The organism is Klebsiella sp. CN_Kp106 (assembly GCF_040064575.1).
Lineage (GTDB): Bacteria > Pseudomonadota > Gammaproteobacteria > Enterobacterales > Enterobacteriaceae > Klebsiella > Klebsiella michiganensis.
The window spans coordinates 170,905-183,350 of sequence record NZ_JBEAIG010000068.1; the positions used below are offsets into that span (position 1 = coordinate 170,905).

Below are 12,446 nucleotides of genomic sequence, written 5' to 3' on the forward strand. Positions count from 1 at the left end.
TACCCTACGCATCGACAAGATCAATAACTCAACCGGAGGGCGTTATGCCTGACAACAAAAAACAAGGGCGTTCCAACAAGACGATGACGTTCTTTGTCTGTTTCCTTGCCGCACTGGCTGGCCTGCTGTTCGGCCTTGATATCGGTGTTATTGCGGGTGCCTTACCCTTTATTGCCAACGAGTTCCAGATAAGCGCCCACACTCAGGAGTGGGTGGTCAGCTCTATGATGTTCGGCGCCGCCGTCGGCGCGGTGGGCAGCGGCTGGCTCTCCTTCAAACTCGGGCGTAAAAAAAGCCTGATGATTGGCGCCATCCTGTTCGTTGCCGGCTCGCTGTTCTCCGCCGCCGCACCGAACGTGGAAGTGCTGCTGCTCTCCCGCGTGCTGCTCGGCCTGGCCGTGGGCGTCGCCTCCTACACCGCCCCGCTGTATCTGTCTGAAATCGCCCCGGAAAAAATCCGCGGCAGCATGATTTCGATGTATCAGCTGATGATTACCATTGGTATTCTCGGCGCCTATCTTTCCGATACGGCATTCAGCTACAGCGGCGCCTGGCGCTGGATGCTCGGGGTGATTATTATCCCGGCGGTGCTGTTGCTGATTGGCGTGGTTTTCCTGCCTGACAGCCCGCGCTGGTTTGCCGCTAAGCGCCGCTTTGTCGACGCCGAACGCGTCCTGCTGCGCCTGCGCGACACCAGCGCTGAAGCGAAACGCGAGCTGGATGAGATCCGCGAAAGCCTGAAGGTAAAACAGTCCGGCTGGTCGCTGTTTAAAGAAAACAGCAACTTCCGCCGTGCGGTATTCCTCGGCGTCCTGCTGCAGGTGATGCAACAGTTCACCGGTATGAACGTCATCATGTACTACGCGCCGAAGATTTTTGAACTGGCGGGCTATACCAACACCACCGAACAGATGTGGGGAACCGTCATCGTGGGGCTGACCAACGTTCTGGCGACCTTTATCGCCATCGGACTGGTTGACCGCTGGGGCCGTAAGCCGACGCTGATCCTCGGCTTTATCGTTATGGCGCTCGGCATGGGCGTACTGGGCAGCATGATGCATATCGGCATCCACTCCGCCACGGCGCAGTACTTTGCCGTCCTGATGCTGCTGATGTTTATCGTTGGCTTTGCGATGAGCGCCGGCCCGCTGATTTGGGTGCTGTGCTCCGAAATCCAGCCGCTGAAAGGGCGTGATTTCGGTATCACCTGCTCAACGGCCACCAACTGGATTGCCAACATGATCGTCGGCGCGACCTTCCTGACCATGCTGAACTCGCTGGGCAGCGCCAACACCTTCTGGGTCTATGGCGGCCTGAACATCCTGTTCATCTTCCTGACCCTGTGGCTGATCCCGGAAACCAAAAACGTTTCGCTGGAACATATCGAACGTAACCTGATGAAAGGCCGTAAGCTGCGCGAAATCGGCGCGCGCGACTAGACTAACCCGCTTCCTCCCTCCCGGGAGGAAGCTTCTTCTTGCTCTCCTCATCCCGCCGCACTATCCTCTGGCGCTATGAAAACACCCCGAATTCCCATTGCCCTTCAACAGGCCGTTATGCGCAGCCTGCGGGAAAATCTTGCCAAAGCGAACCTCAAGCTGGGACGACATTATCCTGAACCGGTGCTGGTTTATCAGCAGCGGGGAACCTCCGCCGGTACCGCCTGGCTGGAGAAAAATGAAATCCGCCTTAACCCGGTGCTACTGCTGGAAAACCAGCAGGCGTTTATTGATGAAGTCGTGCCGCACGAGCTGGCCCACCTGCTGGTGTGGAAGCACTTTGGCCGCGTGGCGCCGCACGGCAAAGAGTGGAAATGGATGATGGAAAGCGTGCTGGGCGTTCCGGCTCTGCGCACCCATCGTTTCGAACTCGATTCAGTGCGTAAAAATACCTTCCCCTACCGCTGCCAGTGCCAGCAGCACCAGCTTACCGTCCGCCGCCATAATCGCGTGATGCGCGGGGAGGCCACCTATCGCTGCGTGCGCTGCGGAGATGTTCTGGTGGCGGAAAAGTAATCTCCGGAAATAACTGGAAATTTTCTGATCTGACTGATTGCGTCTGGCAATCACATTCGATACGTTGCGGGCTCGTTTTGACACGGAGTTAACGATGTCCCGTATTCATATTTTTGCTGCCGCGTTTCTCAGCGCGGCGGTATGCGCCCCGCTTGCAGCGGAAGGAATCAACAGTTTTTCTCAGGCCAAGACCGCTGGGGTCAAGGTCAATGCCGACGCCCCCGGCGATTTCTACTGCGGCTGTAAAATCAACTGGCAGGGAAAAAAGGGGGTTATCGACCTGGAATCTTGTGGCTATAAAGTGCGTAAAAATGAAAATCGCGCCAGCCGGGTCGAGTGGGAGCATGTGGTTCCCGCGTGGCAGTTTGGCCATCAGCGTCAGTGCTGGCAGGACGGCGGGCGCAAAAACTGCGCTAAAGATCCGGAATACCGCAAGATGGAAAGCGATATGCATAACCTGCAGCCGGCGGTCGGTGAGGTCAACGGCGACCGCGCCAACTTTATGTACAGCCAGTGGAACGGCGGCGAAGGCCAGTACGGCCAGTGCGCGATGAAGGTTGATTTTAAAGATAAAGTTGCCGAGCCGCCGGCTCGCGCCCGGGGCGCTATCGCCAGAACCTACTTCTATATGCGCGACCGCTACCAGCTCAATCTTTCCCGCCAGCAAACCCAGCTGTTTACCGCCTGGGATAAGCTGTACCCGGTAACAACCTGGGAGTGCGAACGCGACGCGCGTATTGCAAAAGTTCAGGGCAACCATAATCCTTACGTCCTGCAGGCTTGCCAGGCGCAAAAGAGCTAACCTACACTAGCGGCAATTGTTAATTTGCAGCTTCACTCCTTCCCCTGCCACGGGGGAGGAGAATATCTGCGCAAAGAACGGAATATCAAGCATGCGCATTCCTCGCATCCATCACCCGGAACCGATTACCACGGGTAGCCAGATAGCCCTTTCCGACGACGCGGCCAACCACGTCGGTCGCGTTTTACGCATGGGTAAAGGCCAGACAATTGAGCTTTTTGACGGCAGCAATCAGGTCTTCGAGGCGGTCATTGTCGAGGCAGGTAAGAAAAACGTTCTGGTTGACGTTCAGAGCAGCAAAATGGATAACCGTGAATCCCCGCTGCATATCCATTTAGGCCAGGTGATGTCCCGCGGCGAAAAAATGGAATTCACCATCCAGAAATCGATCGAACTTGGCGTAAGCCTCATAACGCCACTGTTTTCCGAGCGCTGTGGCGTTAAACTGGACGCCGAACGTTTGCAGAAGAAGATCCAGCAGTGGCAAAAAATCGCTATTGCCGCCTGCGAGCAAAGCGGCCGCAACGTGGTGCCGGAGATCCGCCCTGCCATGCAGCTTGAAGCCTGGTGCGCGGAGCAGGACGAGGGCCTGAAGCTTAATTTGCACCCTCGCGCCAGCGCCAGCATTAATACGCTGCCGCTGCCGGTCGAACGTATCCGGCTGCTGATTGGCCCGGAAGGCGGGCTTTCGGCAGAAGAGATAGCGATGACCGCTCGCTACCGGTTTACTGATATCCTGTTGGGACCGCGCGTTCTGCGTACAGAGACAACTGCGCTCACTGCCATTACCGCCCTGCAGGTGCGTTTTGGCGACTTAGGTTGAAGCGTTAACGGAGAAGAACAATGATTAAGCTCGGCATCGTGATGGACCCCATCGCAACCATCAACATCAAGAAAGACACCAGCTTCGCCATGTTGCTGGAGGCGCAGCGTCGCGGCTATGAACTCCATTATATGGAGATGAACGATCTGTACTTAATCAACGGCGAAGCCCGCGCCCGTACGCGTAAGCTGAGCGTCGAGCAGAACTACGATAAATGGTACGCGTTCAACGGCGAACAGGATCTGCCTCTGGCGGACCTTGATGTCATTCTGATGCGTAAAGATCCGCCGTTCGATACCGAGTTTATCTACGCGACCTACATCCTCGAACGCGCCGAAGAGCAAGGCACGCTGATCGTCAATAAGCCGCAGAGCCTGCGCGACTGTAACGAAAAGCTGTTTACCGCCTGGTTCTCCGAGCTGACTCCGGAAACGCTGGTCACCCGTAATAAAGCCCAGCTGAAAGCCTTCTGGGAAAAACATGGCGATGTCATTCTCAAACCGCTGGACGGTATGGGCGGCACCTCCATTTTCCGCGTTAAAGAGGGTGACCCCAACCTCGGCGTGATTACCGAGACGCTAACCGAGCTGGGCAGCCGCTACTGCATGGCGCAGAACTATCTGCCGGCCATTAAAGATGGCGATAAGCGAGTGCTGGTGGTTGACGGCGAGCCGGTTCCTTACTGCCTGGCCCGTATCCCGCAGGGCGGCGAAACCCGCGGTAACCTTGCGGCCGGTGGTCGTGGCGAAGCGCGCCCGCTGACCGAAAGCGACTGGGCCATCGCCCGCCGCGTGGGCCCGACGCTGAAGGCCAAAGGCTTAATCTTCGTCGGTCTGGATATCATTGGCGATCGCCTGACGGAGATTAACGTCACCAGCCCCACCTGCGTACGTGAAATCGAAGCCGCCTTCCCGATTTCCATTACCGGGATGCTGATGGATGCCATCGAGAAGCGCCTCAATAAATAAAGCGCTTATTCAGGCTACAGGCCAGCGCCTGTAGCCTGGAGCCAGCTCAGGAGATTCACGCTCAGGTTCATACCGACAACGCGCCTTGAGCCTGCAAGATAAAGTGAATCGACACTCCCTTGCTTTACCCGCATACTGGGTGCTGCTTTTTTGAACCAGGAACAGAACCTCTGACAATGAATTTACAGCATCACTTTCTAATTGCCATGCCTGCTCTCCAGGACCCGATGTTCCGTCGCTCCGTAGTCTATATCTGCGAGTATAACGATGACGGTGCCATGGGCATCATCATCAATAAGCCGATGGAAAATCTGCAGGTTGAAGGGATCCTGGAGAAGTTAAAAATCACGCCTGAACCGCGCAATCCCGAGATTCGCCTGGATAAACCGGTGATGGTTGGCGGCCCGCTGGCCGAGGATCGGGGTTTTATACTGCATTCGCCGCCTTCCGACTTTTCTTCCAGCATTCGTATTTCCGATAACACGGTGATCACCACCTCCCGCGACGTGCTCGAAACGCTAGGTACGGATAAACAGCCGGACAACGTGCTGGTTGCGCTGGGCTATGCCTCCTGGGAGAAAGGCCAGCTGGAGCAAGAGATTCTGGATAACGCCTGGCTCACCGCGCCGGCCGATCGGAATATTTTGTTCAGCACGCCGATAGCTGACCGCTGGCGCGATGCTGCGAAGCTCATTGGCATCGATATCGTGACGATGCCAGCCGAAGCGGGGCATGCGTAATGAGCGGCACTTTTTTAGGCTTTGATTTTGGCACCAAAAGCATTGGCGTCGCCGTAGGGCAGCGCATCACAGGCACTGCCCGCCCCCTTCCCGCGTTGAAAGCGCAGGACGGTAAGCCTGACTGGAATATTATCGAAAAGCTGCTGAAAGAGTGGCAGCCCGAAGCCGTGATTGTCGGCCTGCCGCTGAATATGGACGGTACGGAACAGCCCCTCACCGCGCGCGCACGCAACTTCGCGAATAAAATCCACGGCCGCTTCGGCGTGCAAATAACCCTGCATGATGAACGTCTGAGCACGGTTGAAGCCAGAGCCGGGCTATTCGAACACGGTGGATTCCGGGCGCTCAATAAAGGCAGCGTGGATTCCGCTTCTGCAGTCATTATTCTGGAAAGCTACTTCGAGCAAAGTTTCTGAACATCAATGATGGCGCCCTACCGCAGCGGCAGGCGCCATCATCCTGATTTCATTTTTAGTGGCGCAAATGCTCATTCGCCCAGCTGACCGCCTGAGTCCGGTTCTTCACGCTTAGCTTACGGAACACGTTGTACAGATGGGTACGCACCGTGTTTTCACTGATAAACAGCGCGCGGGCAATATCCAGATTGGTCGCCCCGCAGCGAAGTTCATTCAGGATTTCACATTCACGCTCGGTCAGCGGTGAATTTTCCGCAGGCGCCGATACATGATCCGCAGCATACATCGCCGGGTGCATCACGCTCAATTCAGCCGTCTGTTCGCCGTTCAGCACAGCCTTAACGCCCTCAATTAAGCGCGATTCATCATCGTCATGACGGAAAACGCCGTACAGCGCTGGCCACTGCGCCATTTCGTAGAGCTCATACTTTTGCGCGCTATTGATAATCAATAAACGGGGGTTATCCGCCTGCAGACGAATAATGTCACGCCATACGCTATTCAACTTTTTATTTGAAACTGCAATATCAAATAATATTACAGAATCTTTCAAAAGACGCTGCGCGAGGGGTTTGTTAATATTTTGCAGAACGACTGATGCAGATAACTTCTCAGCCAGCCAGGTTGCGAATGCTTTGCTTTGAATAGAGGGGTGAGTAATAAAAGTAACCTGGTGAGAAAAAGCCGAATTCTCAGATAAATTAATCACTTAAAACTCTCCTTAGTTGATTCCCGCCTTCATAGCGGTTAAATGAATTAACAAGAATACGATCGCTGGTGTATTTATAAATTCAAACCAAACTTACACCTTGAAACATTATTCCATGGGAATTTTCCTATCCCTGTAAACAGCATAAATCGAATGCCTTAAGAGAGTCAAAAGATTATCAAACTTTTTTCCTGGTTATGGGAGGTTTATGTCAATTCGTTTTTCATAGCGTGCATTATTCGGCTTAATTTTAGGTACTTATTTGTAATATAAAATAATGATACCAAACATTAATAAAACATTATCATAACAAGCCATTGGTATGATGTCTGAATATAAAAGATGCAGCTATAAAAGACCCGCAGCCGTACGTTGCTGAAAGCTTTGCGTAAAAGTTTGCATCCCGAATTGCTGCCCGGTTTGCATCACGCCGGGCAGCTGATGCGTTTTCCCCTCGCGGATCAAATTCGCCACCGCCGGGGTATTAACCAAAAGCTCGTATAGCGCAACTCTTCCGCCAGCAGTATCCGGAAACAATTTTTGTGCCAGCACCGCGCATAAACTTCCCGCCAGCTGGCTACGAACCTGCTCTTTCTCATGGGCAGGAAAAACATCCACCAGCCTTTCAACCGCCTGTGCCGCGCCGCGCGTATGCAGCGTCGCCATAACCAGATGTCCGGTCTCCGCCGCGGTCAATGCCAGGCGGATCGTTTCGCTGTCACGCAGTTCCCCTAGCAGAATGACATCCGGGTCCTGACGCAGCGCAGCGCGCAGGGCCGCGGCAAATGAGGGGCAGTGGCGACCTATTTCCCGCTGCTGGATCAGGCAGCGCTCGCTGCGGTGAATAAACTCAACCGGATCTTCCAGCGTCAGGATATGGCCATTGAGGCGCTGATTAAGATAGCCCACCATCGCCGCCAGGGTGGTGGATTTCCCGCTACCGGTGGCGCCCGTGACCAGGATAAGCCCGCTCTCCTCATTGAGCAGCTCCGTTAAGGCGGCCGGCGCGCCGAGATCCGCCAGCTGCGGACAGGTTTCCGCCAGCAGACGCAGGGCCAGCGACAGACCGCGGTTGTGGACAAATGCGCTGGCGCGCAGGCGCGGTCCGCCGGCCGGAGCCAGCGCGAAATCGACCTGTCCGCAGGCCTGCCACTGGGCGAGCTGCTCGGCGTTGAGCCAATCAGCGAGTATCTTGCCAATATCCGGAGAGGTAAACGGCGCGGGCTCCAGCTTGCCCTGGCGACGCCAGCGCGGCGTTGAAGCATTGCACAGGTGTAGATCGGAGACGTTATGCTTTACACTAAGGGCCACTATTTCTTCCAGTTCCATAACTCATCCTCGGTATATGAACGATATTGCGCATAACCTGGCACAGGTCCGGGACAAAATCTCAGCCGCTGCCGCACGCTGCGGCCGTGCTCCAGAAGAAGTTACATTGCTTGCAGTCAGTAAAACGAAACCTGCGGGCGCTATCGAAGAAGCGATGGCCGCAGGCCAGGTCGCGTTTGGCGAAAATTATGTTCAGGAAGGGGTGGAGAAAATCCGCTACTTTCAGGAAAAGGGCGCAACCGGGCTACAGTGGCACTTTATAGGGCCGCTGCAGTCCAATAAAAGCCGTCTGGTGGCCGAGCATTTTGACTGGTGCCATACCGTCGATCGCCTGAAGATCGCCATGCGCCTTAGCGAACAGCGACCTGCGCAAATGACGCCGCTTAACGTACTGATTCAAATAAATATTAGCGATGAGCAGAGCAAGTCGGGCATTCCCGTTGACGAGCTGGACGCGCTGGCGGCAGAGATCGCGAAACTGCCGAATCTGCAGCTGCGCGGTTTAATGGCCATTCCCGCGCCAGAGTCAGAATATGTAAGGCAGTTTGCCGTCGCCCAACAAATGGCGGTAGCATTTGCGCGGCTAAAAACGCACTACCCTACCGTCGATACGTTGTCGCTGGGAATGTCGGATGATATGGAAGCCGCCATCGCGGCGGGAAGCACTATGGTGCGCATCGGAACCGCAATTTTCGGCGCGCGCGACTACAGCAAAAAATAAGGAATCTGAGGAACGCCATGAAGACGTTGACTTTCCTGCTCTCAACGGTCATTGAGCTTTACACAATGGTCGTGTTGTTACGCGTCTGGATGCAGTGGGCGCGCTGCGACTTTTATAACCCGTTTTCGCAGTTCGTGGTCAAGGCTACGCAGCCTGTCGTTGGGCCGCTGCGCCGCATTATCCCGGCGATGGGGCCGCTCGACAGCGCCTCCCTGCTGGTCGCCTTTATTCTCTGCGTCGTGAAAGCTATCGTGCTGTTTATGGTCGTCACCTTCCAGCCGATTATCTGGATCTCCGCGCTGCTGATCCTCATTAAAACCGTCGGCTCGCTGATTTTCTGGGTTCTCCTGCTCATGGCAATCATGAGCTGGGTAAGCCAGGGACGCAGCCCGGTGGAATATGTCCTGATGCAGTTGGCCGATCCGCTGCTGCGTCCGATCCGCAGACTGCTGCCATCGATGGGCGGCATTGATTTCTCGCCGATGGTGCTGGTTCTGCTGCTGTACGTGATCAACATGGGTATCGCCGAACTGTTGCAGGCTACCGGCAACGTTCTGCTTCCGGGGCTGTGGATGGCGCTATGAGTGCCGTCGAAGCCTGCGCTGATGGGTTGGTCTTACGGCTGTATATTCAGCCTAAGGCCAGCCGCGACAGCATCGTTGGTTTACATGGCGACGAGCTTAAAGTCGCCATTACCGCGCCTCCCGTTGACGGCCAGGCCAACGCCCATCTGGTAAAATTCCTCGCCAAACAGTTTCGCGTAGCGAAAAGCCAGGTGCTTATTGAGAAAGGCGAACTGGGCCGCCACAAACAGATAAAAATCATTCATCCGCAGCAGATCCCCGATGGGGTCGCCGCCCTGAAAGAATAAACAGGATCTCATATGCAAAAAGTTGTTCTCGCCACCGGCAATCCCGGGAAAGTGCGCGAGCTGGCCTCGCTGCTGGCAGATTTTGGCCTCGATATCGTGGCGCAAACCGAACTGGGCGTGGATTCCGCAGAGGAAACCGGCCTGACCTTTATCGAAAACGCCATTCTGAAAGCGCGTCATGCCGCGCAGATTACCGGCCTCCCGGCCATCGCCGATGACTCAGGTCTGGCCGTCGATGCGTTAGGCGGCGCGCCCGGCATCTATTCCGCCCGCTATTCCGGCGAAGACGCGACCGACCAGCGCAATCTCGAAAAGCTGCTCGATGCGCTGCGCGACGTGCCTGACGATCGGCGCCAGGCGCAATTCCACTGCGTGCTGGTCTATCTGCGCCATGCGGAAGATCCCACCCCGCTGGTTTGCCACGGCAGCTGGCCGGGCATCATCGCTCGCGAAGCCGCAGGCAGCGGCGGCTTTGGTTACGACCCGATATTCTTTGTTCCGACGGAAGGTAAAACCGCAGCGGAGCTGAGCCGTGAAGAAAAGAGCGCCATTTCCCACCGCGGACGCGCGCTCAAACTGTTACTGGAAGCCTTACGTAATGGCTAATTTGCCGCCCCTGAGCCTCTATATTCACATCCCGTGGTGCGTGCAAAAATGCCCGTACTGCGATTTCAACTCGCATGCGTTGAAGGGCGAGGTACCGCACGACGACTACGTTCAGCATCTGCTGAACGATCTGCGGGCCGACGCCCACTATGCGCAGGGACGTGAAATCGGCACTATTTTCATCGGCGGCGGTACGCCGAGCCTGCTCTCAGGCCCGGCGATGCAAACCCTGCTCGACGGCGTGCGGGAAGCTCTTCCCCTGGCGGACAACGCGGAAATCACGATGGAAGCCAACCCCGGCACCGTAGAAGCGGATCGTTTTGTCGAGTATCAGCGCGCGGGTATTAATCGCATCTCCATCGGCGTACAGAGCTTTAGCGAACAGAAGCTCCAGCGTCTCGGGCGCATCCACGGGCCACAGGAAGCCAAACGCGCGGCAAACCTGGCAAGCGGTCTGGGACTGCGCAGCTTTAACCTCGATTTAATGCACGGTCTGCCGGATCAGTCTCTGGAAGAGGCGCTGGACGACCTGCGTCAGGCGATTGCGCTCAATCCGCCGCATCTCTCCTGGTATCAGCTGACCATTGAGCCAAACACCCTGTTTGGCTCGCGTCCGCCGCCCCTGCCGGACGACGACGCGCTGTGGGATATTTATGAGCAGGGGCACAGCCTGCTCAGCGCGGCGGGCTATCAACAATATGAAACCTCCGCCTACGCTAAGCCGGGGTATCAGTGCCAGCATAACCTGAACTACTGGCGCTTTGGCGACTACCTGGGCATTGGCTGCGGCGCGCACGGCAAAGTGACCTTCCCGGACGGGCGCATTCTGCGGACGGCGAAAACCCGCCACCCGCGCGGCTATATGGAAGGCCGTTATCTGGAGCGCCAGCATGATGTGGAAGATGCGGATAAGCCGTTCGAGTTCTTTATGAACCGTTTCCGCCTGCTGGAAGCGGCGCCGCGAGATGAATTTAGCCGCTACACCGGGCTTGATGAGCGTACAATCCGTCCGCAAATCGATGCCGCCATTGCTGAGGGCTATCTGACGGAAGATGAGCGCTGCTGGCAGATTACCGAGCACGGTAAGCTCTTTTTGAACTCCCTTCTCGAATTATTCCTCAGCGAATAAACCTCGCTATGCTTATCCCGTTATAAAAATAACGGGATAATTAATTATTCGCTTTTCCCGAAATATTAATATCGTTATTTCCGAATCATCTCAGTTCAACATTTCCAATAAAAATAAATTCACATTCATTTATTAAAAATAAATATAACCTACCGCACAAAAATACGTATTTGATCGCCTGATTGCGAAAAAGTGTGAGTCAGACAGCTTAAAGATGTACGACAACAAGGATAATATGTCATACAGAAACAAAGAATACCCCTTAAGATATTGACCAATTACCCTAAGTGCATGGAGCCGACTCATGAAAAAACTCTCTTTTTCTCGTTCTCTGGCGTGTGTATCTCTGCTTGCCCTGCTCGCTTCCGGCGCCAGCGCAGCTGAAAAAGTCACGTTAAAACTGGCACATAACCTCGAACGTAGCCACGTTGTCCATCAGGCCTTTGAGGCGATGTCCAAAGAGGTTAACCAACTTTCCAACGGTGATATGAAGATTCGTATATATCCCAGTAGCCAGATGGGCAGCGCGCGCGAAACGATGGAGCTATTACAAAACGGCGCGCTGGATATGACCAAAGGTTCCGCCAGCGATCTGGAATCATTCGATAACGTCTACGCGATATATAATTTACCGTTCCTGTTTAAAGATCAGAATCACTTCAATAAAGTCGTCTTTGGTGACGTGGGCAAGGAAATTATGGAGTCCACGAAAGATAAAGGATTCTTTGCGCTTTCCGCCTATGTTGCCGGGACCCGCAGTTTTTACGCCAAAAAGCCCATCACTAAACCGGAAGATTTAAAAGGATTGAAGATCCGCGTCCAGGCCAGCCCGACAACCTTAAAAATGGTCGAATTAATGGGCGGTTCGCCAACCCCTATTTCCTTTGGTGAAGTTTATACCGCCATGCAGCAGGGCGTGGTGGACGGCGCGGAGAACAACGTGCCTTCCTGGGTGCAAACGCGCCATATCGAAATCGCGAAAGTGTTCTCAGAAGATGAACATGCCTCCATCCCGGATTTCCTCGTTATTTCCAGTAAAACCTGGGACAAATTGACGCCGGATCAGCAGCAAATCCTGATCAAGGCGGCGAAAGCTTCCGAAGCGTATCAGCAAAAACTGTGGGACAAGATCGACGCCGACACCCGCGCGCAGGCCAAAGCCATGGGCGGCGAAATTATCAAAGTGGATAAAGCGCCGTTCCGCGCCGCCGTGCAGCCGCTGTTTGATGAGTTCAAAAAAGATCCGAAGCAGGCCGCCCTGCTGGCCAAATTTGAAGCTGCCGCCGAATAACACTTAGCGGGCCAGCCGCTGGCCCG

15 protein-coding genes are annotated in these 12,446 nt (G+C 55.1%); 13 read left to right on the plus strand and 2 right to left on the minus strand.

Annotated features, from left to right (window positions below; translation table 11 throughout):
• The first annotated feature begins 44 nt into the window (after nucleotides 1-44).
• From ABLU96_RS22915 to ruvX, 7 genes are all read left to right on the plus strand, one after another.
• Entirely contained in the window at nucleotides 45-1,439 is a 1,395-nt protein-coding gene (locus tag ABLU96_RS22915; protein ID WP_004854145.1) for a sugar porter family MFS transporter, read from the plus strand.
• Nucleotides 1,440-1,514: 75 nt separating this feature from the next.
• The gene (locus ABLU96_RS22920) at nucleotides 1,515-2,015 is read left to right on the plus strand and encodes a SprT family zinc-dependent metalloprotease (protein ID WP_024274713.1); all 501 of its coding nucleotides are present in this window, start codon (nucleotides 1,515-1,517) and stop codon (nucleotides 2,013-2,015) included.
• A gap of 94 nt (nucleotides 2,016-2,109) precedes the next feature.
• Nucleotides 2,110-2,817 carry a deoxyribonuclease I gene (gene endA / locus ABLU96_RS22925; protein WP_014226832.1) on the plus strand — a complete coding sequence of 236 codons (708 nt, stop codon included), beginning with the start codon at nucleotides 2,110-2,112 and terminating at the stop codon, nucleotides 2,815-2,817.
• Nucleotides 2,818-2,908: 91 nt separating this feature from the next.
• Nucleotides 2,909-3,640, plus strand: coding sequence for a 16S rRNA (uracil(1498)-N(3))-methyltransferase (gene rsmE / locus ABLU96_RS22930; protein ID WP_032720268.1), 732 nt, complete (start codon nucleotides 2,909-2,911; stop codon nucleotides 3,638-3,640).
• Between the two features lie 20 nt (nucleotides 3,641-3,660).
• Nucleotides 3,661-4,608, plus strand: a complete 948-nt coding sequence (gene gshB / locus ABLU96_RS22935; RefSeq protein WP_014226834.1) for a glutathione synthase — start codon at nucleotides 3,661-3,663, stop codon at nucleotides 4,606-4,608.
• Nucleotides 4,609-4,784: 176 nt separating this feature from the next.
• Nucleotides 4,785-5,348, plus strand: a complete 564-nt coding sequence (locus ABLU96_RS22940) for a YqgE/AlgH family protein (RefSeq protein WP_014226835.1) — start codon at nucleotides 4,785-4,787, stop codon at nucleotides 5,346-5,348.
• A complete protein-coding gene (ruvX, locus tag ABLU96_RS22945) occupies nucleotides 5,348-5,764 on the plus strand; it encodes a Holliday junction resolvase RuvX (protein WP_014226836.1) in 417 nt (138 codons plus the stop codon). Before ABLU96_RS22940 ends, ruvX begins: the two co-directional genes overlap by 1 nt.
• Before the next feature lie 55 nt (nucleotides 5,765-5,819).
• Here the strand turns inward: ruvX and ABLU96_RS22950 are convergent, their stop codons facing one another.
• Entirely contained in the window at nucleotides 5,820-6,473 is a 654-nt protein-coding gene (locus tag ABLU96_RS22950; protein ID WP_014226837.1) for a LuxR C-terminal-related transcriptional regulator, read from the minus strand.
• A gap of 348 nt (nucleotides 6,474-6,821) precedes the next feature.
• A complete protein-coding gene (locus ABLU96_RS22955; RefSeq protein ID WP_025105940.1) occupies nucleotides 6,822-7,802 on the minus strand; it encodes a type IV pilus twitching motility protein PilT in 981 nt (326 codons plus the stop codon).
• A 16-nt stretch (nucleotides 7,803-7,818) separates the two neighbouring features.
• On the opposite strand from ABLU96_RS22955, the gene ABLU96_RS22960 reads away from it, so the two are divergent.
• The 6 genes from ABLU96_RS22960 to ABLU96_RS22985 all read left to right on the plus strand — a co-directional run bounded on the left by ABLU96_RS22960 (nucleotide 7,819) and on the right by ABLU96_RS22985 (nucleotide 12,420).
• Nucleotides 7,819-8,523, plus strand: coding sequence for a YggS family pyridoxal phosphate-dependent enzyme (locus tag ABLU96_RS22960; protein WP_046877685.1), 705 nt, complete (start codon nucleotides 7,819-7,821; stop codon nucleotides 8,521-8,523).
• A 17-nt stretch (nucleotides 8,524-8,540) separates the two neighbouring features.
• Nucleotides 8,541-9,107: a YggT family protein gene (locus ABLU96_RS22965; RefSeq protein WP_004105714.1), complete on the plus strand. Its 567-nt coding sequence runs from the start codon at nucleotides 8,541-8,543 to the stop codon at nucleotides 9,105-9,107.
• Nucleotides 9,104-9,394, plus strand: coding sequence for a DUF167 family protein YggU (yggU, locus tag ABLU96_RS22970; RefSeq protein ID WP_004854155.1), 291 nt, complete (start codon nucleotides 9,104-9,106; stop codon nucleotides 9,392-9,394). Before ABLU96_RS22965 ends, yggU begins: the two co-directional genes overlap by 4 nt.
• Before the next feature lie 12 nt (nucleotides 9,395-9,406).
• The gene (locus ABLU96_RS22975; protein ID WP_004854157.1) at nucleotides 9,407-10,000 is read left to right on the plus strand and encodes an XTP/dITP diphosphatase; all 594 of its coding nucleotides are present in this window, start codon (nucleotides 9,407-9,409) and stop codon (nucleotides 9,998-10,000) included.
• Nucleotides 9,993-11,129, plus strand: coding sequence for a radical SAM family heme chaperone HemW (gene hemW / locus ABLU96_RS22980; RefSeq protein ID WP_064404241.1), 1,137 nt, complete (start codon nucleotides 9,993-9,995; stop codon nucleotides 11,127-11,129). The genes ABLU96_RS22975 and hemW overlap by 8 nt, the downstream gene beginning before the upstream one ends.
• A 304-nt stretch (nucleotides 11,130-11,433) precedes the next feature.
• Nucleotides 11,434-12,420, plus strand: a complete 987-nt coding sequence (locus tag ABLU96_RS22985; RefSeq protein ID WP_014839537.1) for a TRAP transporter substrate-binding protein — start codon at nucleotides 11,434-11,436, stop codon at nucleotides 12,418-12,420.
• Nucleotides 12,421-12,446 lie beyond the last annotated feature (26 nt).